The organism is Agromyces cucurbitae, assembly GCF_058349945.1.
Genome location: NZ_JBYRES010000002.1, coordinates 99,368 through 120,480, shown reverse-complemented (window position 1 = coordinate 120,480; position 21,113 = coordinate 99,368). Strand labels below are relative to the sequence as shown.

At 72.4% G+C, this 21,113-nt stretch carries 19 protein-coding genes; 4 read left to right on the top strand and 15 right to left on the bottom strand.

Annotated elements, in window-relative coordinates; genetic code table 11:
* Nucleotides 1-15: 15 nt before the first annotated feature.
* The 8 genes from AC3RJ6_RS07485 to AC3RJ6_RS07450 all read right to left on the bottom strand — a co-directional run bounded on the left by AC3RJ6_RS07485 (nucleotide 16) and on the right by AC3RJ6_RS07450 (nucleotide 10,165).
* Nucleotides 16-948 (bottom strand): nucleoside hydrolase, encoded by a 933-nt coding sequence (locus AC3RJ6_RS07485; protein WP_491426357.1) that lies wholly within the window; start codon nucleotides 946-948, stop codon nucleotides 16-18.
* Nucleotides 945-1,922: a ribokinase gene (locus tag AC3RJ6_RS07480; protein ID WP_491426356.1), complete on the bottom strand. Its 978-nt coding sequence runs from the start codon at nucleotides 1,920-1,922 to the stop codon at nucleotides 945-947. The genes AC3RJ6_RS07485 and AC3RJ6_RS07480 overlap by 4 nt, the downstream gene beginning before the upstream one ends.
* 15 nt (nucleotides 1,923-1,937) lie before the next feature.
* The gene (locus tag AC3RJ6_RS07475; RefSeq protein WP_491426355.1) at nucleotides 1,938-5,603 is read right to left on the bottom strand and encodes a hypothetical protein; all 3,666 of its coding nucleotides are present in this window, start codon (nucleotides 5,601-5,603) and stop codon (nucleotides 1,938-1,940) included.
* Complete coding sequence (pyrE, locus tag AC3RJ6_RS07470) at nucleotides 5,603-6,163, bottom strand: orotate phosphoribosyltransferase (protein WP_491426354.1); 561 nt, start codon at nucleotides 6,161-6,163, stop codon at nucleotides 5,603-5,605. Before pyrE ends, AC3RJ6_RS07475 begins: the two co-directional genes overlap by 1 nt.
* A 10-nt stretch (nucleotides 6,164-6,173) precedes the next feature.
* Entirely contained in the window at nucleotides 6,174-7,616 is a 1,443-nt protein-coding gene (locus AC3RJ6_RS07465) for a threonine/serine exporter family protein (RefSeq protein ID WP_491426353.1), read from the bottom strand.
* Between the two features lie 7 nt (nucleotides 7,617-7,623).
* Nucleotides 7,624-8,979: an anaerobic C4-dicarboxylate transporter family protein gene (locus AC3RJ6_RS07460; RefSeq protein WP_491426352.1), complete on the bottom strand. Its 1,356-nt coding sequence runs from the start codon at nucleotides 8,977-8,979 to the stop codon at nucleotides 7,624-7,626.
* Complete coding sequence (locus AC3RJ6_RS07455) at nucleotides 8,976-9,716, bottom strand: Type 1 glutamine amidotransferase-like domain-containing protein (RefSeq protein ID WP_491426351.1); 741 nt, start codon at nucleotides 9,714-9,716, stop codon at nucleotides 8,976-8,978. Before AC3RJ6_RS07455 ends, AC3RJ6_RS07460 begins: the two co-directional genes overlap by 4 nt.
* Before the next feature lie 326 nt (nucleotides 9,717-10,042).
* Nucleotides 10,043-10,165, bottom strand: a complete 123-nt coding sequence (locus AC3RJ6_RS07450; protein WP_491426350.1) for a hypothetical protein — start codon at nucleotides 10,163-10,165, stop codon at nucleotides 10,043-10,045.
* A gap of 141 nt (nucleotides 10,166-10,306) precedes the next feature.
* Between AC3RJ6_RS07450 and AC3RJ6_RS07445 the strand changes: the two genes are divergently transcribed.
* A complete protein-coding gene (locus AC3RJ6_RS07445; protein WP_491426349.1) occupies nucleotides 10,307-11,230 on the top strand; it encodes a LysR family transcriptional regulator in 924 nt (307 codons plus the stop codon).
* Between the two features lie 27 nt (nucleotides 11,231-11,257).
* Here the strand turns inward: AC3RJ6_RS07445 and AC3RJ6_RS07440 are convergent, their stop codons facing one another.
* Nucleotides 11,258-11,854: a dihydrofolate reductase family protein gene (locus tag AC3RJ6_RS07440; protein WP_491426348.1), complete on the bottom strand. Its 597-nt coding sequence runs from the start codon at nucleotides 11,852-11,854 to the stop codon at nucleotides 11,258-11,260.
* Between the two features lie 67 nt (nucleotides 11,855-11,921).
* On the opposite strand from AC3RJ6_RS07440, the gene AC3RJ6_RS07435 reads away from it, so the two are divergent.
* The 3 genes from AC3RJ6_RS07435 to AC3RJ6_RS07425 all read left to right on the top strand — a co-directional run bounded on the left by AC3RJ6_RS07435 (nucleotide 11,922) and on the right by AC3RJ6_RS07425 (nucleotide 14,148).
* The gene (locus tag AC3RJ6_RS07435; RefSeq protein ID WP_491426347.1) at nucleotides 11,922-12,761 is read left to right on the top strand and encodes a helix-turn-helix domain-containing protein; all 840 of its coding nucleotides are present in this window, start codon (nucleotides 11,922-11,924) and stop codon (nucleotides 12,759-12,761) included.
* A 123-nt stretch (nucleotides 12,762-12,884) separates the two neighbouring features.
* The gene (locus AC3RJ6_RS07430; RefSeq protein ID WP_491426346.1) at nucleotides 12,885-13,664 is read left to right on the top strand and encodes an enoyl-CoA hydratase/isomerase family protein; all 780 of its coding nucleotides are present in this window, start codon (nucleotides 12,885-12,887) and stop codon (nucleotides 13,662-13,664) included.
* A gap of 1 nt (nucleotide 13,665) precedes the next feature.
* Nucleotides 13,666-14,148, top strand: coding sequence for a CinA family protein (locus tag AC3RJ6_RS07425; protein WP_491426345.1), 483 nt, complete (start codon nucleotides 13,666-13,668; stop codon nucleotides 14,146-14,148).
* A gap of 13 nt (nucleotides 14,149-14,161) precedes the next feature.
* Here AC3RJ6_RS07425 and AC3RJ6_RS07420 read toward each other — a convergent pair whose 3' ends face one another.
* From AC3RJ6_RS07420 to AC3RJ6_RS07395, 6 genes are all read right to left on the bottom strand, one after another.
* The gene (locus tag AC3RJ6_RS07420) at nucleotides 14,162-15,655 is read right to left on the bottom strand and encodes a CoA-acylating methylmalonate-semialdehyde dehydrogenase (RefSeq protein WP_491426344.1); all 1,494 of its coding nucleotides are present in this window, start codon (nucleotides 15,653-15,655) and stop codon (nucleotides 14,162-14,164) included.
* 26 nt (nucleotides 15,656-15,681) lie between these two features.
* The gene (locus AC3RJ6_RS07415) at nucleotides 15,682-17,007 is read right to left on the bottom strand and encodes an aspartate aminotransferase family protein (RefSeq protein WP_491426342.1); all 1,326 of its coding nucleotides are present in this window, start codon (nucleotides 17,005-17,007) and stop codon (nucleotides 15,682-15,684) included.
* 124 nt (nucleotides 17,008-17,131) lie between these two features.
* Nucleotides 17,132-18,163, bottom strand: a complete 1,032-nt coding sequence (locus AC3RJ6_RS07410; RefSeq protein WP_491426341.1) for a TIGR03842 family LLM class F420-dependent oxidoreductase — start codon at nucleotides 18,161-18,163, stop codon at nucleotides 17,132-17,134.
* 12 nt (nucleotides 18,164-18,175) lie between these two features.
* Nucleotides 18,176-19,678: a dihydropyrimidinase gene (gene hydA / locus AC3RJ6_RS07405; protein WP_491426340.1), complete on the bottom strand. Its 1,503-nt coding sequence runs from the start codon at nucleotides 19,676-19,678 to the stop codon at nucleotides 18,176-18,178.
* Between the two features lie 13 nt (nucleotides 19,679-19,691).
* Nucleotides 19,692-20,540: a nitrilase-related carbon-nitrogen hydrolase gene (locus AC3RJ6_RS07400; protein ID WP_491426339.1), complete on the bottom strand. Its 849-nt coding sequence runs from the start codon at nucleotides 20,538-20,540 to the stop codon at nucleotides 19,692-19,694.
* A gap of 181 nt (nucleotides 20,541-20,721) precedes the next feature.
* Entirely contained in the window at nucleotides 20,722-21,075 is a 354-nt protein-coding gene (locus tag AC3RJ6_RS07395) for a DUF7882 family protein (protein WP_491426338.1), read from the bottom strand.
* Nucleotides 21,076-21,113 lie beyond the last annotated feature (38 nt).

The window sequence follows — 21,113 nt, the reverse complement described above, 5'->3', positions numbered from 1 at the left end:
GGCCCCTGGGCGGCCTCAGCCGAGCCGTGCGAGGGAGGCCTCGACGAGGTACCAGAACCGATCGACGTCGAGATCGACGGCGACGAACGCGTTCGGCTCGCGGCGCAGCATCCCGTCGAAGTCGACGCTCGTCGCGCCCAGCGTCTCGGTGCCGTGCAGCTCGACGTCGAGCCGGGTGCGGCGCAGCGCGACGCCGTCGGGGTCGGCGAGCACCGCGACGGCGACCGGGTCGTGCAGCGGCCCGTCGGGCATGCCGAACACTTCGTCGTTCGTGCGGCAGAAGAAGTCGAGCAGCTCGCCCGCGAACGCCGCGGTGCGGTTGCCCGCACTCGAGAGCCGCTCGCGCACGGCGGGAGTGACGAGGGCACGATGCGTCACGTTGAGCCCGACCATCGTGAACCGCACGCCGCTGCGCACGACGAGGTCGAGCGCCTCGGGATCGACGAGTGCGTTGAACTCGGCGTACGGCGTCGCGTTGCCGCGTTCGGTCGAGCCGCCCATCCAGACGACCTCGCGGATGCGGTCGACGAGTTCGGGGCGGTCGCGCATCAGGACGGCGACGTTCGTGATGGGGCCCGTCGCGACGATCGCGACGGGTTCGTCGGCGGCGAGCAGCGTGTCGGCCATGAGGTCGGTCGCGGTGCGCGGGTCGAGCGGCACCGTCGGCTCGGGCAGCACGGGGCCGCCGAGCCCGTTCTCGCCGTGGATCCACTCGGCGGTCTGCAGCACCCGGGCGATCGGCCCCGCCGCCCCGGCGGCGACGGGCACGCCCTCGACGCCGGCGACCGTGAGGGCGATGCGGGCGTTGCGGCTCGTGTGCTCGAGCGGGACGTTGCCGCCGACCGTGGTCACCGCGCGCAGGTCGAGGGCGGGATGCCCCGCTGCGAGCCACAGCGCGAAGACGTCGTCGTGCCCGGGATCGCAGTCGACGATGACGGGCAGGCTCATGCCGTGCCGCCGGCGGACTCGAGGTCGGCAGCCGCGGCGAGCAGTGCGTCGCGCGGCGCGTACGAGTCGACCGTGCCGCGGTGCTGCACGGCGAGCGCCCCGGCCGCGACGGCGATGCGCATCGCCTCGGCGATGGGCCGGCCCTCCGCGAGGAACGCGGTGAGCGTGCCCGTGAAGCAGTCGCCCGCACCGGTCGTGTCGACCGCCTCGACCGCCGGCGCTGCGACGGCCCAGCTGCCGTCGGGCGTCGCGGCGACGGCGCCCGCCGCCCCGAGCGTGACGACGACCGACCGGGCGACGGAGCCGACCGCGGCGACCGCGAGCTCGCGCCACCGGTCGAGCGGCGCCGACCCCGGGGCATCCGCGCCCGCATCGACGACCCCGATGCCGACGGCCAACGCCTCGTGCTCGTTGACGACGAGCGGGTCGCAGAGCGCGAGGGTCTCGGGGTCGACCGGCACTGGCGGGGCCAGGTTGAGCACGAAGCGCACGCCGAGCTGGCCGCACGCCGCGGCGAGGCGCTCGATCGTCGCGACGGGCAGCTCGCCCTGCGTGAGCACGACCCTCGCGGCGGCGATGCGCTCGCGGGCGGCGTCGACCACGGCCGGCCCGAGTTCGTGGTTCGCCCCCGCTGCGACGATGACGGTGTTCTCGCCCGAGTCGGCGACGGTGATCTGGGCGATGCCGGTGGCCACGCCGGCGACGGGTTCGACGCCCGTGGTCGGCAGCCCGAAGCCCTCGAGCACCGAGCGCGCGAGCCCGCCGTTCGCATCGTCGCCGATGCGGGCGACGAGCTCGACCTCGGCTCCGGCGAGGTGCGCCGCCACGGCCTGGTTCGAGCCCTTGCCGCCGAGCGCCGTCTGGAAGGCGTGCGCGGAGATGGTCTCACCGGGCTCGGGGAAGCGTTCGACGTACGTCGTCGCGTCGACGTTGAGCGAGCCGACGACGAGCACGCGGGAAGCGTTCGCGACCATGTGCGTCCCGCCGGCTCAGGCGGCCGGGCCGGGGCCGGCGATGGTCGCGGTCAGCTTCTCGCCGCTCGAGCGGCTCGCGAAGCAGTAGTAGTCGCGAGCACCCTCGTCCCACTGCTCGGCCGTGGCCGGGTAGGAGCCCTGCACCTGCAGGTCGGTCATGCCCGACACGGCCGCGACGTCGATGACGCCCGGCGCCGTACACAGCAGGTTCATCTGCGACGCGAGCTCGGTCTCTCCGGGGTACGCGGCACTCGCGTCGCCGGGAAGTGTTCCGCGGTAGACGAGCTGCGCCGCGTGCGGCGTCGCGCAGTCGACGACCGTGAACTCCTGCTGCCACGCGTCGGTGTACGGCTCGATGCACTCGCCGCCGAACAGGGTGTCCCACGCGTGCACGCCGGCCGGCTGCGGCGCGGTCGGCTCGGGTGTCGGGGTGGAGCTCGTCTCGGCGGTCGGCGTTCCGGTCGCGGTGTGCTCGCTGCCGTTGGTCATCTGGGTGCCGAGCCAGAACAGCCCGGCGATCACGAGCAGCGCGACGAGGGCGCCGGCGATCCAGATCAGGGGCCGGATGCCTCGCTTGCCGTCGCCGCCGCCGGCTCCGCCGGTCGAGCCCGGCGAGTTCGACGACCCCGCGCCGCCCCGGCCGCCGCCGCCGCTCGACCCCGCGCCGGCTCCCGAGCCGGTGTTCCACGATCCGCCGGCGCCCGCGGCCCCGCCGGCCTGGCCGGCACCGCCGCCCGATCCGGCCCCGGCGAACGCGAACGCGCCCGTACGCGTCGCCGCGGCACCGCCCGCCGCCGCGGCCATCGGCGACGCGGCCATGGCGCCCGACGAGCCGGCCGCTCCGGCGCCGAGCACCGGCATGAGCGCGGTGGCGGGAGGCTGGAAGTCGGCGGATGCGACGAAGGCTCCGGTGACCGGCTGCGGGGCCGTCACCGGCGAGAATCCGAAGAGCACCTGCAGCCCGTCCGTGACGGGCTTCACCGTCTCTGACGGCGCCGTGAGCGACTCGGACGACCCGGCGTCGAACGCGTCGGAGGCGAACGGCTGCGGATCGAAGTCGGGCAGGCCGGGTTCGGCGTCGGTGGCACCGTCGGTGCCGAGCAGCCCGTCGTCGTACCGGCCGTGGTCGTACCGGCCGTCGTCGAAGGCACGCGGAGTCGCGAGACCGGCGAGGCTCGCGGACCCGGCGTCGAAGCCGACGGCGTCGTCGTCGCGAGTGGCGTCGTCGAACGGGGCGTCGTCGAACGCACGCGGCGCCGCGAGACCGGCGAGGCTCGCCGATCCGGCGTCGAACCCGACGGTCCCGTCACCACGGGCGGGGTCGTCGAACGGCGAGACGGGTCGGTCGTACCCCACCGCCGACGGCACCGACGGCGACCGCAGCGTCAGCGCGGGTCCGGCCGTCTCCCGGGCGCTGAGCGCGGCCGTGCCGAGCGCGGCGGTGCCGAGCGCCGCGGTGCCGAGCGCCGCGGTACCGCCCGCCTCCGACACCGCCGCGAGGTTCGCGGAGACCGAGCCGGCCGAGTCCGCGCGCGGATCTTCGGCCTCGGGGTCGGGAGTCAGGTTCCAGAAGTAGCCCGTCTCGGCGAGTTCGCGTGCGATCGGCGAGTCGTGGTCGTCGCCACCGCGGTCGTCGTCGTCGAACTCGTCGTCGCGACGTCCGCGGGCGAAGAGGCGGAGGCGGCCGCGCGGCTCGTCGTCCGCGTCGGATTCCTCGTCGGCGTCGGCGTCGAACGCGAGGCCCAGGTCGCCGAGCCCGTCCGCGGCCGCACCCGACGCGGCGAGCGGGGCGGGTACGGGGGCGCCGAGGGGCGCGGCGGGAGCGGGCGGCGCGGCTGAAGCGGCCGAGGCGGCCGCAGCGGGCGGCGTCGCCGCGGCGGCGGCAGCAGCGGCCGCGAACGCGGCCGTGCCGACGATGGGGATCGCGCCCGCCGGCGGATCGACCTCGCGAGCGCCCGATCGGCCGCCGAGTGCGGCGAGCAGGTCGTCGACGGGTTCGGCCGCGGGTGCGGGAGCGGGGCGGGCCGGCTCGGCCGCGAATGCCGGGAAGGGGGCTCGGGCCTGCGGTGCCGGCGGCGCGTCGAACATCGACGGCGTGACCGGCATGGCGACGGTGGGCGTGTCGGCGGGCTCGGACGCCGAGACGGGCGCAGCCCACGGATCGTGCGCCGCGGCGGGAGGGGTCACCGGAGCCGCCGGAGCCGCTGCCGCGCCGACGATCGGGAACATGGCCGTACGCGTGTCTGCCGCGGCGCTGCGGTCTTGCGGGTGCTCCAGCTCTTCGGCGAACGCGTCGAAGCGACTGCGCGGGCGCACGGGCGGCTCGGGCTCGGCGACCGGGGGCGCCTCGGGCTCGTTCAGCGCGGCCCACAGCTCGGCGTCGTACTGGCCGGCCGACTGGTCAGGACCGGCCGGCCCGGCAGGAGCCTCACCGGCGGGGGCGACGGGCGCGAGGGGTTCGGCCGGCCCGGCGAACGCGGGCTGGACGAAGACCTCGGGCGCCGCGGGCTCGACGAACGCGACGGGCACCGAAGGCTCGACGAACGCGGCGGGTGCCGCAGGCTCGACGAACGCGGCCGGCGCCGCAGGCTCGGGAACGACGGGCGCAACCGGCTCGACGAACGCGGCCTGCGCCGCAGGCTCGACCGGCACGGCGGGCGCCTCGCCCCAGCCGGCCGGAGCCTCGGGCGGCGCGGTCGGATGCTGCACCGGGATGCCGCCGACGGGCGTGAACGAGCTGCGGGCGACCGGCGGCGCGGAGAATCCGGCGAACGGGTCGGTGCCGGTGAACGTGTCAGCCCCGGGGGACTCGACGACGGTCGGCTCGACGGGCGCGGCCTGGGCGGCGGGGAACACGGGCGCGACCGGGGCGGGCGGCTGGCCCGGAGCGACGGCCGGGGTGGCCGGTTCGAGCCCCGCGGACGACTGGGGAGTCGCCGATGCGGTGAACGAGGCCGACTCGTCGGAGAGCCGCTGGAACGCCTCGCGCAGCTCGGCTTCGGACTGCGCCGCCTCTTGATCGCCCCAGGTGAGCGCGAACGACGCGGTCGGGGTGACGGGCCCCGGCGGCACCGGAGCGGCGGGCGGGACCGCGGCCGCAGGCGCGACCGGGACCGCCGCCGCGGCGGCCTCCCACACGGGTGGGATCGGCGCGGCCGGCGCGACCGGCGGCACCGGCGCGACGGGGGCCGACGGCGCAGCGCCGACGGGCGGCTCGACCTCGGTCAGGTGAACGGTCGGCGCCGGCGGCGCGACGGTGAATGGCGGGGTCCATGCCGCGGGAGTCGCGGGCTCGGGGCTCGGCGGCGCCTGCGGTTCGACCACGGCCGGTGCGCCGACGATCGGCAGCGCCCGGGTCGCGGTGTCACTCGCCGGCGACTCCGCGAGCGAGAACCAGTCGAGCACCTCGTCATGGCGAGAGGCTGCGGCCGGGGTCGACGGCGCCTCCTGCCAGGCCGGGGCACGGCTCGGGGCCGGAGTCGCCTGCGGCGCGGCGGGCGGCGCGAACGCCGAGCGCACGCCCGGCGACGTCGGCGCGACCGGCGTCGCCAGGGGCTGGGCTGCGGGCGGTGCCGCCTGCGGCAGGGGCGCCGTCGGCGTCGCGGGTGCATCGGATGCCCCGCCCGCGAGCTGCGCGAGCAGCCAGTCGGCGCCGTCGTCGAAACCCTGCCGCTCGTTCATCAGGCCAGGCCCAGGTCTTCGAGTCCGATGGCGTAGAGGTAGGGGACCCCCTCGGCCTCGATGACCTCGCGAGCGCCCGTGGCACGGTCGACGACGACCGCGACCGCCACGACCTCGGCACCGACCTTGCGCAGCGCCTCGATCGCCTTGAGCGGCGAGCCGCCGGTGGTCGACGTGTCCTCGAGCACGATGACGCGCTTGCCGGCCAGCTCGGGGCCCTCGACCTGCTTGCCGCGGCCGTGGTCCTTCGGCTCCTTGCGGACGACGAACGCGTCGTACGCGAGACCGCGTGCGGCGCCCTGGTGCAGGATCGCCGAGGCGATGGGGTCGGCACCCATCGTCATGCCGCCCACGGCGGCGACGTCGGGGATGTCGGCGATCACGTCGAGCATGACCTGCCCGATGAGCGGAGCGACGCGGTGGTCGAGGCTCACCTTGCGGAGGTCGACGTAATACGTCGCCTTCTTGCCGCTCGTGAGGGTGAAGTCGCCGTGGAACACGGCCTCGGCCGAGATGTGCTCGATGAGCTTCTGGCGGGTGTCGGAGTCGTGCGTGGTCACCCGCAATACTTTACGGCCCGCCTGCCTGAGAGGAAGGGGTGGAATCCGGAGCGAGCCCGCCGGAGGCCGGTGCCGAGGCATCCGATGACGGCGATTCGCCCGCATCGCGGCGGCGGGGCCGGCGGCGCCCGCCCCACAGCGACCGCGGCGTGCCGGGCACGAGGCGGGCCCAGAACGGCGGCTCCTTCTCCTCGGCGAGCGCGGCCGGGACGTCGATGTGGAACTCCGCGAGCTCTTCGGCGCCGTGGTGCACGACGCGGTAGAGCGCCGTGCCGATCAGCACGCCGAGCGCGATCGACATGATGGCGGTCAGGGCGTCGGCGAAGTCCTCGAGCCCGTGCGTCGTGCCGACCGCCTCGGTGAGGCCGACGAGGCCGGCCGCCCCGGGCACGAGCAGCCAGAAGCCCGGGAGGAACGTCAGTTGCGAGGGTGCGCCGTTGCGCAACGATGCGATCCACAGCACGACGGGCGTCATCGCGAGCGCACCGACGAACCCGCTGACGGTCGAACCGAGCAGTGCGGTGCCGACCGACTGGCCCGCGTACGCGACCACGAGCACGAGCAGCACCCAGCCGAACGTGCGCCGCGGCGCCGAGAAGTGCAGGTAGTTGCCGATCGCGAACAGGAGCACGCCGAGGATCGCGGTCCACCATGGGAACGGCGCGGAGGCCTCGAGCGCGGCGTAGCTCGAGCTCGCCACGCCGACCACCGTGCCGGCGGCGAGGATGCCGAACGCGAGCAGCGCGAGCTGCACCATGCCGAAGACGAGCCGCGAAGCGCCCGACAGCATCTGGCCGACCGCGAGCTCGGCGACGGCGGTCGTCAGCACACCGCCGGGGAGGAACGTCGCGAGCGGCGCGATCAGCAGCCGGATCGGGTCGCCGATCTCGACGTACGGGGCGATCAGGAAGACCACGAGCGCGCATGCGAACGCGGCGAAGACGGGGAACACGAGCTGCAGGGTCGGCGAGCGCACGAGCTTCGCGAGCCCCACGAACGCCCCGAGCCCGAAGGCGATGAGGGCGCCCTGCCACGTCGGGGTCAAGAGCAGCGCGAGGCCAGTCACGAGCACGGCGTGCCCGAAGGTGCGGATGAACCATCCGTGCCCCGGCTTCATCGCGCCGATCTCGTTGAGCCGGTGGATGCCGTCGAGCGGCTCGATCTCGGCGCGCTCGGCCTCGCCCACGAGCGTGTACAGGGCCGCGATCTGGTCGAACCGGAACGAGGCGTTCACGGCCGAGCGCAGCGCGACGTGGCCCTCTTCGCCGCCGCCGGTCTGCACGATGATGACGGTCGGCATCACGACCACGTCGGTGTCGTCGCGCCCGTAGGCGCGGGCCACTCTGACGAGGGTCTCGTGGATGTGGTCGACGGAGTCGGCGGCCGCGTTCATGCCCTCCGCGAGCCCGAGCAGGAAGGTGCGGAGGATGGCGCGGTCGGCGGCCTCGGCCATCTCGGCCCTAGACCACCACGAACGAGAGCAGCACGCCGACGATCATCGCCGAGACGACGTAGACGAGGTTCGGCAGCTGGAACGAGTGGTCGAACACGAACTTGCCGAGCTTCGTGGTGCCCGTCTGGTCGAACGCCGCCGTCGCCACCTGCGACCCGTTCGCCGGCAGCGTGTACATGCCCATCGCCGACGGCCAGAGCCCGACGATGAGCGAGGCCGGCAGCCCGATCGCGAGACCGATCGGCACGATCGCGTTCGTCGCACTCGACTGGCTCGTCGTGAGCATCGCGACGAGGAAGAGCGCGAGCGCGAACAGCAGCGCGCCGACGAACGCGCTCGACCCCGAGACGAGGGAGCCGAGGCCCTCGACGATGAGGTCGTTGTTGTACGCGACGAAGGTGTTGGCGAGCCACGCGATGCCGAAGAGCGCGAACGCACCGACCATGCCCGCGGGGAAGGTCGACTGCTTCGGCACGTCGGCCGACTTGACCTTGCAGATGACGAAGATGAGGGCGGCGATGACGCCCATCGTGACCTCGATGATGACCGTCACCGAGACGCGCACGGGGTCGCCGTCGTCATCGGTGGCGATGATCGGACGCAGGCCCTCGAAGAGGCCCATGAGCACGATGAAGCCGACCCCGACCAGGAAGATCGACGCCGAGAGCACCGCGGTCCTCGGCAACTTGCGCTCGGTCGTGTCCTCGGCCGGCGGCTTGATCAGGTGCTCGGCGAGCCGCCGCTGGTACTCGGGGTCGTCCTCGAGGTTCTTGCCGTGCCGCACCATGAGCAGCGACGCCAGGAAGAGCCCGACGATCGATGCCGGCCACATGATGAGCAGCACCTGCCCCAGGTCGACGCCGCTCGGGGCGAGCAGCACGACGAGCGACGCGGTCGCGGCCGATACGGGGCTGCAGAGGATGCCGACCTGCGAGGCCACGGCGGAGACCGACAATGCCCGCTCGGGGCGGATCTTCTGGTCGTACGACACGTCGTAGATAACGGGCAGCAGCGGGTAGAAGATGTTGCCCGTGCCGGCGCCGACGGTGAAGAGGAACGACATCGCCGGCGCGAGGAAGACGACGCTCTTCGGCCTCGACTTGATCGCCTTGGCCGCGACGGAGACCATCCAGTCGATGCCGCCCGCCGCCTGCATGACCGACGCCGCCGTGATGACCGTGAGCACGATGAAGACCGCGTCGACGGGGGCGTTGCCCGGCGGGGTCTGGAACACGAAGATCAGGACGGCGACGCCGACGAGACCCCAGACGCCGAGGCCGATCCCGCTCGTGCGGGTGCCCATGTAGATCGCCAGGATGACGACCAGCAGCTGGGCGAAGAGGATCCAGACGTTGTCGTTCACGCGCTCGGCCCCTTCACGATCGGCCCCGTTTCCTCGAGCACGCGGACGGGCAGCGGGGTCTCGACGATCTCGCCGTGGACCGCCTCGACGCGGAGCGCGAGCGCGGGTTCGACGGGGCTGATCGCCGTGACGAACTCCTGGTTCTCGAAGTGCAGCGACTGCAGGTTGCCGACCGCGTAGCCGGTCGCGAGCTCGCCCGACTTCAACGCGGCGTGGAAGAGCGGCTGCCGCTGGTCCTCCGCGTCGTAGTGGGGGCAGAAGCTGCCGTGCAGGAATCCGAGGCCCTCGGGCAGCACCTGCAGGGTGGGGCCGTAGCTGTCGGTCGTGCCGCCCTCGAACCAGCAGATGCCGCCGGCGGAGCCGCCGGTGAACACGACGTTCGAGGCCGGGTCGAGCCACATCTCGCGCATGATGTCGTCGAGGCGCTGCCGCTTCCACACGTCGAGCATGTTCGCCGTATTGCCGCCGCCGACGTGGATGACGTCGAAGCCCTTCACGAAGCCCGCCAGGTCGTCGAGGTCGCGGTGGAACAGCGTGAGGTGGTGCGGAGCGCACCGGTCGGAGTCGTAGGTCTTGTAGAAGCTCAGCGTGTAGGCCTGCTCGTCGCCCGTCGCCGTGCCGACGAACAGCACCCGTGGGCGCTCCTTGCCCGTGAGCTGCAGGATGTACTCGTGCGTCGGATCGTTCCGCCGCTCCATCATGACCTTGCCGGCCCCGGTCGCCACCACGTGCGCCATCGCGTCCCCCCTCGCTGCTGCCCTGCGGTCACGCTAGCGGGCGGGAGCCCAGTCGGTCGAGTAGGCGCGCAGCGCTGCACCGAGACCACGGATACCCGTCGGTCGAGTAGGCGCGCAGCGCCGTATCGAGACCACGGATGCGGTGGTCTCGATACGCTCCTGCGTCGCTACTCGACCGACCGCAAGCAGAAGGGCCGCCCCGCGGGGTGTCCCTCCCCCGCGCGGCGGCCCTGCAGTGGGCCGCGCTGCCCGGTTGGGGGGTGTCCCTCCCCCGCGCGGCGGCCCTGCATGCCCCGGAGAACGGACCTCCGGGGCGTTCGCGGCACTCAGACGGTGCGCGCGAACGTCTCCCGCGGCTGGCGACGGTAGCCGTCGCGCGCGGTGACCACGATCGAGCCGACGACGGCGGCGACCGAGACGACGCTGAGCAGAACGATGACGCTGATCACGATGGATCCCTTCAGGAAGAACGATGCGGGCTGATCGTCGAGCGACCCTGCACCGTTGCATCCGTTCGACGTCACAATTCTCTCGCTCGAAACCATTCAGCACAAGCTCACAATGCTACATCGACTATGTAGACTCACTACATGGATGTGCGACGGCTCGACCTGCTCCGCGAACTCGCCGAACGCGGCAGCGTCACGGCCGTCGCCGAGGCGACCGGCCGCACCCCCTCGGCCGTCTCGCAGCAGCTCAAGGTGCTCGAGCGCGAGGCCGGCATGCCGCTGACCGTGCGCAGCGGGCGCGGCGTCGCGCTCACGAGCGCCGGGCACGCGCTGGCCCGCAGCGCGGCCGACGTCGCGATCGCGATCGAGCGCGCGACGGCCCTCTGGGACGAGTTCCGCAACGACCCCTCGGGCGAGGTCACGCTGCTCACCTTCCCGACGATCGGTGCGACCCTGCTGCCGGCGGCGCTCATCGAGCTCTCCGCGGTCGACGACCTCGTCGTGCACGCCACCGACCTCGACCCCGAGCTCGCCGAGTTCGGCGACTTGACGGCCGACCACGACATCGTGCTCGCGCACACGATGCCCGGAATGCTGCCCTGGGGCGGCCGCGGCCTCACGGTCGTGCCGCTGCTCACCGAGCCGCTCGACATCGGCCTGCCTGCGGGCCACCGCCTCGCCGGCCGCGCCCACGTCACCCCGGCCGACCTCGTCGACGAGAACTGGCTCGGCGTGCCCCCTGGCTTCCCCTTCGAGCGCATCCTGCACGCGATCGAGCAGCAGGCGGGCCGCCGGGCCGTCGTGAGCCAGCGCTTCAGCGACATGCGCATCATGGAGGCGTTCATCGAGGCCGGGCTCGGCATCGCGTTCGTGCCCCGGTACACCTCGGGCGCCGTGCCCGACTCGATCGTGCTGAAGCCCCTGCGCGGCGTCGCGAGCGCCCGGCAGATCGTCGCACTCGTGCGTCCCGATGTCGCCGAGCGGCTCGCGGTGCGCACCGTGCTCGACGTGCTCGTCTCCCAGGCGGAACGGCTCGAGCGGGAGCACCGCGAGAACGACCGCTAGCGCTCCGACGCCGGCTCCGATCCGGACTCATCGCCCCGGCTCGGGCTCGAGGTCGTACGCGAGTGCGAGGGTCCCCATCGGCGTGGTGTCGAAGCCGGTCAGCGCGAGCGGGCGCGGACTCGCGAGTTCGCCGAAGAGCCGTTTGCCCGACCCGAGGATCAGCGGGTGCACGAACAGCCGCAACCCGTCGACGAGCCCGTCGGCGAGGAGCGCGCGCACGAGCACCCCGCTGCCGAGGATCGCGATGTCGCCGTCGCCGTCGCGCTTCATCGCCCCGACCCCGTCGGAGAGATCGCCGGTCAGCGCCCGGGTGTTCTTCCACTCGAGCGCGGTCGGCGTGCTCGTGACGACGACCTTCTCGGTGGCGTTGAGGTGCGCGGCCATCGGGTTCTCATCGCCGACCGCCGGCCAGTAGGCCGCCATCTTCTCGTAGGTCCTCCTCCCGAACAGGTAGGCGGTGGTGCCGGCGAGCCCGCCCGAGGCACTGGAGGCGTGGATGGCTTCGGCGTAGGGTGCTCCCCATCCGCCGTGCTCGAAACCGCCGTCGCGGTCCTCGTCGGGCGAACCGAGGCCCTGCATCACTCCATCGACCGAGAGGAACTCGATCGCGATCAATCTGCGCATCAGGTACTCCTTCCGCGATCGAGTCTCGCGATGCGCGGCGCACACGGCTTGAAGGAAATCGACCGACGTGACTGACGACACGATGCTCGAGACGACCGCACCGGGGCCGACGCTGGTGCGGCACCGGGTGCGCCCCGAGCTCGCCGGGCTCGTCGCCGGCATCGTGGGCCACGACGAACGGGTCGATCGTCCGGTCGTCCGCCGTCAGGTGGCCGGGAGCCTGATCCCGATCGTGCTGTCGTTCGGGCCGGCACTCGACGTGGTCGACCTCTCCATCGGCGCGGGCGTCGGACGGCACACCTCGTTCATCGCGGGCATCATGCCCGGCCACGCGACCACGTCGTTCGAGGCCGAGCAGCACTGCCTGCAGGTCTACCTCACCCCGCTCGGCGTCTCCCGGCTGCTCGGCCTGCCCGGTCGCGAGCTCGCGGCGCGCGTCGTGGAGCTCGCCGACGCGGTCCCGGCCCTCGACGACGTGCTCGTCGAGCGGTTGTGGGCCGCCCGCACCTGGCCGCGGCGATTCGCCCTCGTCGACGCGGTGCTGCTCGACCTGCTCGACCGCGGGCGACCCGCCGAGCCGTTCGTCGACTGGATGTGGCGGCGGATCGACCGCTCGGGCGGCCGGGTCGCGATCGGCGACCTCGTCGGGCAGACCGGGTGGAGCCACCGCCACGCGACCACGCGCTTCACCGAGCAGGTCGGCATCGGGCCGAAGGCGGCCGCGAGCCTCGTGCGGTTCGAGCACGCCGCCGCTGCGCTCCGCGAGGGGCCGGCGGCGGATGTCGCAGCCCGCTTCGGATACGCCGACCAGAGCCACCTCGTACGCGAGGTCCGGCGATACGCCGGCTGCACGCCGACCGACCTCCTCCGCACCGAGCCGACGACCGCGCAGACGGCCATCGGGTGACGACCGCCGGCGACGGCGGAATTGGCGATCGCCCACGAGCCGGCCACCCGGTTCGAGGGCGGCGCGGGAGGGCATCGTCAAGGCCCGCGCGAAGCGATGGCGGGCGGGGTAGGCTCCGGCACCATGGCCGATGACGCGATCCTCCTCGACGTGACCGACGGGCTCGCCCGCATCACGCTCAACCGCCCCGCCCGCCTCAACGCCGTCGACCCCGACGCGATCGCCCGCTGGCAGGCGATCGCGCACGAGGTGGCCGACCGCGACGACGTGGGCGCGGTGCTGCTGGATGCCGCGGGGCGGGCGTTCTGCGCCGGCGGCGACGTCGTGGCGATGGCGGAGCTCGCCGCCGCGGGCGGCGACGCGGCGACCGTGATCACGGAGCTCGCCGATCGCATCCACGACGGCCACCTGACCCTGCGCGAAAGCGCGAAGCCGATCGTGGCGGCGGTGCAGGGGCCTGTCGCCGGCGGCGGGCTCGGATTCATGCTCGTCGCCGACCTCATCGTGGCGAGCGAGCAGGCGACGTTCTCGAGCCGCTACAGCGACATCGGGCTGACCCCCGACTGCGGCGTGAGCACGCTGCTGCCCGAGGCGATCGGCCTGCGCCGCGCGCTCGAGCTCACGCTCACCCCGCGCACGATCACGGCCGCCGAGGCGCTCGACTGGGGTCTCGTCACCGAGGTCGTCGCGGCCGACGAGGTCGCGACCCGGGCGCTCGCCGTCGCCGGGTCGTGGCTCGACGGGGCGACCGCCGCCTTCGGACAGGCGAAACGGCTCGTGCGGTCGGGCCTCGGCCGAGCGTTCCAGGCGGCGCTCGACGACGAGGCCCGCACCATCGGCGCCGCGTTCGCGACGCCCGAGGCGCAGGCGCGCGTCGCGGCGTTCACCGCTCGAAGGGGCTGACATGAAGGACCCGGCCGAGAAGTTCATGCCCATCGCCGAGGAGGTCGCCGACCGCGCGCAGGCGGCTGGGCTCACCGTCGCCGCCGCGGAGTCGCTGACGAGCGGTGCGCTCTCGAACGCGCTCGGGGCGGGCCACGAGGCATCCGACTGGTTCCGCGGCGGGATCGTCGCGTACGCCGAGGGCGTCAAGCGGGACGTGCTCGGCGTCACCGCCGAATCGGTCGCGTCGGCGCAGTGCGCACGTGAGCTCGCGACGGGCACGGCCCGGCTGCTCGGCGCCGACGCGGCCGTCGCCGTGACGGGCGTCGGCGGCCCCGAACCCGCCGAGGGCGAGCCGCCCGGGAGCGTCTACGCGGCGGTCGCCGTGCGCGGCGAGACCCGCGACGCGCACTTCCTGTTCGAGGGCGATCCCTCCGAGGTCGTGCACCAGACGGTGGGCGCCGCGCTGCGGTTGCTGCGCGACGCCCTGCCGCCGACCGCCTGAGGCGAGCCCGCGGCTAGTCGTGCTGCGGGAAGCCGAGGTTGAGCCCGCCGTGGCTCGGGTCGAGCCAGCGCGACGTGATCGCCTTCTCCTGCATGAAGAAGTCGAAGCCGCGCGCACCGTACGCCTTCGAGTTGCCGAAGAACGAGTCCTTCCAGCCGCCGAACGAGTGGTAGGCGACGGGCACCGGGATGGGCACGTTGATGCCGACCATGCCGACCGTGACCTCGCGCTGGAACCGCCTCGCGGCCCCGCCGTCGTTGGTGAAGATCGCGGTGCCGTTGCCGTACGGCGACGCGTTGATGATGCCGAGGCCCTCCTCGTAGCCCGAGACCCGCACGACCGACAGCACCGGTCCGAAGATCTCGTCGCGGTACACGGCCGAGCTCGTCGGCACCTTGTCGACGAGGGTCGGCCCGAGCCAGAAGCCGTTCGGGTCGCCGTCGACCTGCGGGTCGCGCCCGTCGACGACGACGCTCGCCCCGTCGGTCGCCGCCACGTCGAGGTAGCCCGCGACCCGGTCGCGATGCTCGCGCGTGATCAGCGGACCCATGTCGCAGCCGCGCCGGCCGTCGCCGGTCGTGAGCCGGGCCATCCGCTCGGCGACCTTCGCCACGAACTCGTCGGCGACCTGGTCGACCGCGAGCACGGCGCTGATCGCCATGCACCGCTCGCCGGCCGAGCCGAAGCCCGCGTTCACGGCGGCGTCGGCCGCGAGGTCGAGGTCGGCGTCGGGCAGCACGAGCATGTGGTTCTTCGCCCCGCCGAGCGCCTGCACCCGCTTGCCGTTCGCGGTCGCCGTCGCGTAGATGTAGCGGGCGATCGGCGTCGAGCCGACGAACGAGATCGCGCGCACGGTCGGGTGCTCGAGCAGCGCGTCGACCGCGGCCTTGTCGCCGTGCACGACGTTGAAGACGCCGTCGGGCAGCCCCGCCTCCTGCATGAGGCGGGCGAGCCACACGGACGCCGACGGGTCCTTCTCGCTCGGCTTCAGCACGACGGTGTTGCCCGTCGCGATCGCGAGGGGGAAGAACCACAGCGGCACCATCGCCGGGAAGTTGAACGGCGAGATGATGCCGACGACGCCGACCGGCTGCCGCAGCGTGTAGACGTCGACGCCGGTCGACACGTTCTCGGAGTACTCGCCCTTCGTCGCGAACGGCATGGCGCACGCGAGCTCGACGACCTCGAGTCCGCGCGCGATCTCGCCCTGCGCGTCGGCGAGCACCTTGCCGTGCTCGCTCGTGAGGATCTCGGCGAGCTCGGCCGACCGCTCGTTGAGCAGCTCGCGGAAGCGGAACATCACCTGCTGGCGCTTCGCGATCGAGGTGTCGCGCCAGGCGGGGAAGGCGCGGGCCGCGGCATCCACCGCGGCGTCGACGTCGGATGCCTCGGCGAACGCCACCCGCTTCTGCTCGGTGCCGAGCGCGGGGTTGTACACGGGACCGCTTCGCGTGGCGTCGGCGCCCGCGGGCGCCCCGTCGATCCAGTGCTGGATGGTGTCGGTCATGATCGTGGTCTCCCTTCCGGGGGTCGCTAGTCGGCGACCAGCGCGGTCGCCAGCACGTCGTCGTAGATCACGGCCGCCTCGGCGACCTCGTCGGCCGTGACGACGCAGGGCGGCACGACGTGGATGCGGTTGTCCTGGATGAACGGCAGCAGCCCGCGCCCGATGAGCGCGGACTTGATGCGGCCCATCTGCGCGGCCGGCAGCGGCTCGCGGGTCTTGCGGTCGGCGACGAGCTCCACCGCCCAGAAGACGCCCTCGCCGCGCACCTCGCCGATGAGGGGATGCCGCTCGGCGAGCTCTTCGAGGGCGGGCGCGATCACCTCGGCGCCGACGTCGCGGGCATGCTCGACGATGCCCTCCGACGCCATCGCGTCGATGGTCGCGACGATCGAGGCCATCGCGAGCGGGTGGCCCGAGTAGGTGAGTCCGCCCGGGAACACCCGTTCGTCGAAGGTCGCCGCGATCGGATCGGAGATGACGACGCCGCCCGCGGGCACGTAGCCCGAGTTCACGCCCTTCGCGAAGGTGATGAGGTCGGGGCGCACGTCGTAGCCGTCGAAGGCGAACCACCGGCCGGTGCGGCCGAACCCGGCCATCACCTCGTCGAGGATGAGCACGATGCCGTGCTGGTCGCACAGCGCGCGCACACCGGCGAGGTACCCGGGCGGGGGCACGAGCACCCCGGCGGTGCCGGGGACGGTCTCGAGCAGCACGGCGGCGATCGTCTGCGGACCCTCCGACTCGATCACGCGCCGGAGGTGGCGGAGCGCCCGCTCCGACTCCTCCTCGGGCGTCGACGCCCAGAACTCCGAGCGGTAGAGGTACGGGCCGAAGAAGTGCACGTGCCCGCGGGCGAACTCGTTCGGCATGCGCCGCCAGTCGCCCGTCGCGACGATCGCCGCCCCGGTGTTGCCGTGGTACGACCGGTACGTCGAGAGCACCTTGTCGCGGCCCGTGTGCAGGCGCGCCATGCGCACGGCGTTCTCGTTCGCGTCGGCCCCGCCGTTGGTGAAGAACACCTTCGTGAACCCCTCGGGTGCGCGGTCGACGATGCGTTTCGCGGCCTCGCCGCGGGCCAGGTTGACCGTCGACGGCGCGATCGTCGTGAGCAACTCGGCCTGCTCGCGGATGGCGGCGACGACGGCGGGGTGCTCGTGCCCGATGTTGACGTTCACGAGCTGGCTCGAGAAGTCGAGGTACTCGCGCCCCGCGTGGTCCCACACCCGCGAGCCGCGACCGCTCGCGACGACGAGCCCGGGGGGTGCCGCCTGCGCCGACCACGAGTGGAACACATGCGCCCGGTCGAGCTCGCGCGCGAGCTCGTCGAGTCCATCGGTGAGGTTGTCGCTCATGGGGTGCCCTTCTCGTTCGCTGCGGGTTGAGGAGGCGCGGAGCGCCGTCTCGAAACCCGGGTCGGTCGGGTTTCGAGACGCGACCTCCTTCGTCGGTCGCTCCTCAACCCACTGCTCCTCGTGTTCAGCGCTTCGCGGTGACGTGGTCGGCGAGCGCGGGGATGACCGTCTCGCCGTAGACGCGGAGCGTCTCCTCCTTGTTGTCGTGCTGCAGGTACCCGGCGAACTGGTCGACGCCGAGCGCCTTCAGCTGTTCGAGCTTCTCGATGTGCTCATCGGCCGTGCCGAGCACGCAGAAGCGATCGATGATCTCGTCGGGCACGAAGTCGGTGTGCGTGTTGCCCGCCCGCCCGTGCTCGTTGTAGTCGTAGCCCTGACGGCCCGCGATGTACGACGACAGCGCCTCGGGGATGGCGCCGCCCGCGGCATCCGACCTCGAACCGTACTTGGCGACGATGTCGGCGATGTGGTTGCCGACCATGCCCCCGAACCACCGGCACTGGTCGCGCATGTGCGCACGGTCGTCGCCGATGTAGAACGGCGCGGCGACGCAGATCTTGACCGACATGGGGTCGCGGCCGGCCGCCTCGGCGGCGTCCCGTACGTGCTGGATCATCCACTTGGCGATGTCGACGTCGGCGAGCTGCAGGATGAAGCCGTCGCCGACCTCGCCCGCGGCCTTGAGCGCGAGCGGGCCGTAGGCCGCGACCCACACCTCGAGCTCCGACCCCTGGCTCCACGGGAACTGCAGCGTCGAGCCGTGGTACTCGACGGGCCGCGAGTTCGCGAGCTCGCGGATGACGTGGATCGACTCCCGCAGCTCGCCGATCGTCGTCGGCTTGCCGTTGGTCACGCGCACCGCCGAGTCGCCACGGCCGATGCCGCAGATCGTGCGGTTGCCGTACATCTCGTTGAGGGTCGCGAAGACGCTCGCCGTGACCGTCCAGTCGCGGGTCGCGGGGTTCGTCACGAACGGCCCGACCGTGATCTTGCGGGTCTCCGCGAGGATCTGCGAGTGGATGACGTACGGCTCCTGCCAGAGCAGGTGCGAGTCGAACGTCCAGACGTGGCTGAAGCCGTGGTCCTCCGCGAGCTTCGCGAGCTGCACGGTGCGCGCCGAGGGCGGATTCGTCTGCAGGACGGCTCCGAAGTCCATGTGGTGCTCCTCTCAGCTCAGGTACTGGCTCAGGCCGCGCTTGAGGAAGCGCCCGTCGCCCTTCGCGCCGAGGTACTCGTCGCCGTCGACGACGACCTTGCCGCGCGAGAGCACCGTGTCGACGCGGCCGTCGATCTCGAAGCCCTCCCACGCCGCGTGGTCCATGTTCATGTGGTGCTTGCGGCCCTCGCCGTAGCCGATCGAGGTGCGCCCGTTCGGGTCGTAGACCACGATGTCGGCGTCGGCGCCCGGCTGGATGACGCCCTTGCGGCCGTACAGGCCGAACATGCGCGCGGGCGTCGTCGACGTGAGCTCGACCCAGCGCTCGAGGGTGATCTCGCCGGTCACGACGCCCTGGTACATGAGGTCCATGCGGTGCTCGACGCCGCCGATGCCGTTCGGGATCTTGCGGAAGTCGCCGAGCCCGAGCTCCTTCTGGTCTTTCATGCAGAACGGGCAGTGATCGGTCGACACCATCTGCAGGTCGTTCGTGCGCAGCGCCTGCCACATCGCCTGCTGATGCCCCTCTTCTCGGGAGCGCAGCGGAGTCGAGCACACCCACTTGGCGCCTTCGAAGGCGCCCCATTCGTCGCTGGATGCCGCGAGCTGGTCTTCGAGCGAGAGGTAGAGGTACTGCGGGCAGGTCTCGCCGAACACGTTCTGGCCCTTGTCGCGCGCCCAGGCGAGCTGCTCGACCGCCTGCTTGGCACTCACGTGCACGACGTAGAGCGGCGCACCGGTGAGCTTCGCGAGCATGATCGACCGGTGGGTCGCCTCCTCCTCCATCTCCCAGGCGCGGGCGATGCCGTGGAAGTAGGGGTCGGTCTTGCCCTCGGCCACGAGCTGCTCGGCGAGCACGTCGATGGCGGGGCCGTTCTCGGCGTGCATCATCGTGAGCATGCCCGTGTCGCGCGAGACCTGCATCGCCTTCAGCACCTGGGCGTCGTCGGAGTAGAAGACGCCCGGGTAGGCCATGAAGAGCTTGAAGCTCGTGATGCCCTCGTCGGGGAGGGCGCGCATCGCCGCGAGCGCGTCGTCGTCGACGCCGCCGATGATCTGATGGAAGCCGTAGTCGATCGCGCAGTTGCCGGCGGCTTTCTCGTGCCACGCGGCGAGTCCGTCTTGCACGCGCTCGCCGTAGCGCTGCACCGCGAAGTCGATGATCGAGGTGGTGCCGCCGTGCGCCGCAGCGCGCGTGCCGGTCTCGAACGTGTCGCTCGCCTCGGTGCCGCCGAACGGCAGCTGCATGTGCGTGTGGGCGTCGATGCCGCCCGGGATCACGTACTTGCCGGTCGCGTCGATGACGCGGTCGATCCCGGCGGCGACTGGGCCCACGCGCCCGGAGGCTCCGGGCGACGCGCTAGCGGCGCCTGGAGTGGGCGTGGGGACCGTGCCGAGCAGTTCTGAGCCCGGTTCGAGCAGCGCGACGATGCGCTCGCCGTCGATGAGCACGTCGGCCGCGGCGCGACCCGTCGCGCTGACGACGGTGCCGCCGGTGATGAGGGTGGTGGTCATGTCTCCCGCCTCCCTACGGCTTCGCGATCTTCGTGTACGAGTCGGGCCGGCGGTCTCGGTAGAACTGCCAGTCGTCGCGCATCTGCCGCACCATGTCGAGGTCGAGGTCGCGCACGAGCAGCTCTTCGTGCTCGCTCGAGCCGCGCTCGCCGACGAAGTTGCCGCGCGGGTCGATGACCTGGCTCGTGCCGTAGAAGTCGACGGCGAGCTCGCCGTACTCGTTGTCCTCTCGGCCGACCCGGTTCGGTTGCAGCACGAAATAGCCGTTCGCGACCGCGGCGCACGGTCCCTCGACCTCCCACAGCCGGTTCGAGAGCCCGGGCTTCGTCGCATTGGGGTTGAACACCATGTGCGCGTCGTTGAGGCCGAGCTCGCGCCACCCCTCGGGGAAGTGCCGGTCGTAGCAGATGTACATGCCGACCCGGCCGACGGCCGTGTCGAAGACGGGGTAGCCGAGGTTGCCGGGGCGGAAGTAGAACTTCTCCCAGAACCGGTCGAGATGCGGCAGGTGGTGCTTGCGATACTTGCCGAGTATCTCGCCGTCGGCGTCGACGAGCACCGAGGTGTTGTAGTAGACGCCCGTCTCGGCCTCTTCGTAGATCGGCAGCACCATGACGGTGCCGAGCTCCTTCGCGACCGCGGCGAAGCGCTGCACGATCGGCCCGTCGGCGGCCTCCGCGAAGCGGTAGTACTTCTGCTCCTGCGTGATGCCGAAGTAGGGGCCGTAGAACAGCTCCTGGAAGCAGACGACCTGCGCGCCCTGCGCTGCGGCGTCTCGGGCGAACTGCTCGTGCTTGTCGAGCATCGACGCCTTGTCGCCGGTCCAGGTCGTCTGGGTGATGGCCGCTCGGACGGTGGTCATGCTGCCTCCTGCCGCACTTCGGTGTGCTCTCGTGGCTCATGGTGCCTGTCGATCCATACTCACCCCGGGGCGCGAATGGGGCAATGGTCTGCTCGGATGAGCACGACGACGAGGGCGCACGTGGCGGAGGCGTGCGATCGATGCGGCCGAGCCGGCCCGATGGGCGGCTCCGCCCCTGGGGTCAGGCCAGCTCGGGCTGCGGCTGCTGCTCGGGCTCGGGCAGCGCTCGCGGCGTCGGTTCGAGGTGCTCGGGCACGAGCTGGATGCCGCCGGTGCTGTTGGCCGAGCGCATGAGCTGCTCGAGCCATTCGCGGTTGAGCTCGGGCGCCTCGGGCTCGTCGAAGACGAACCGCAGCGGGATCGCGGGGTGCAGCCACAGCGTGCTGCGTCCCTCGGGGTGGTCCTCGGGGTGGGCCCACGACAGGGTGAAGCTCTCGTTGCGACGCAGCTTCGAGACGATCGCGACCTTGAGATGCGCGAGCGTACGGTCTTCGATCCGTGTGCTCATGCCGCTGCCGTAGTAGATGGTGCCCATGGATCGAGAGTAGGTGCGACGCGGCCGCCGGTCGCCCG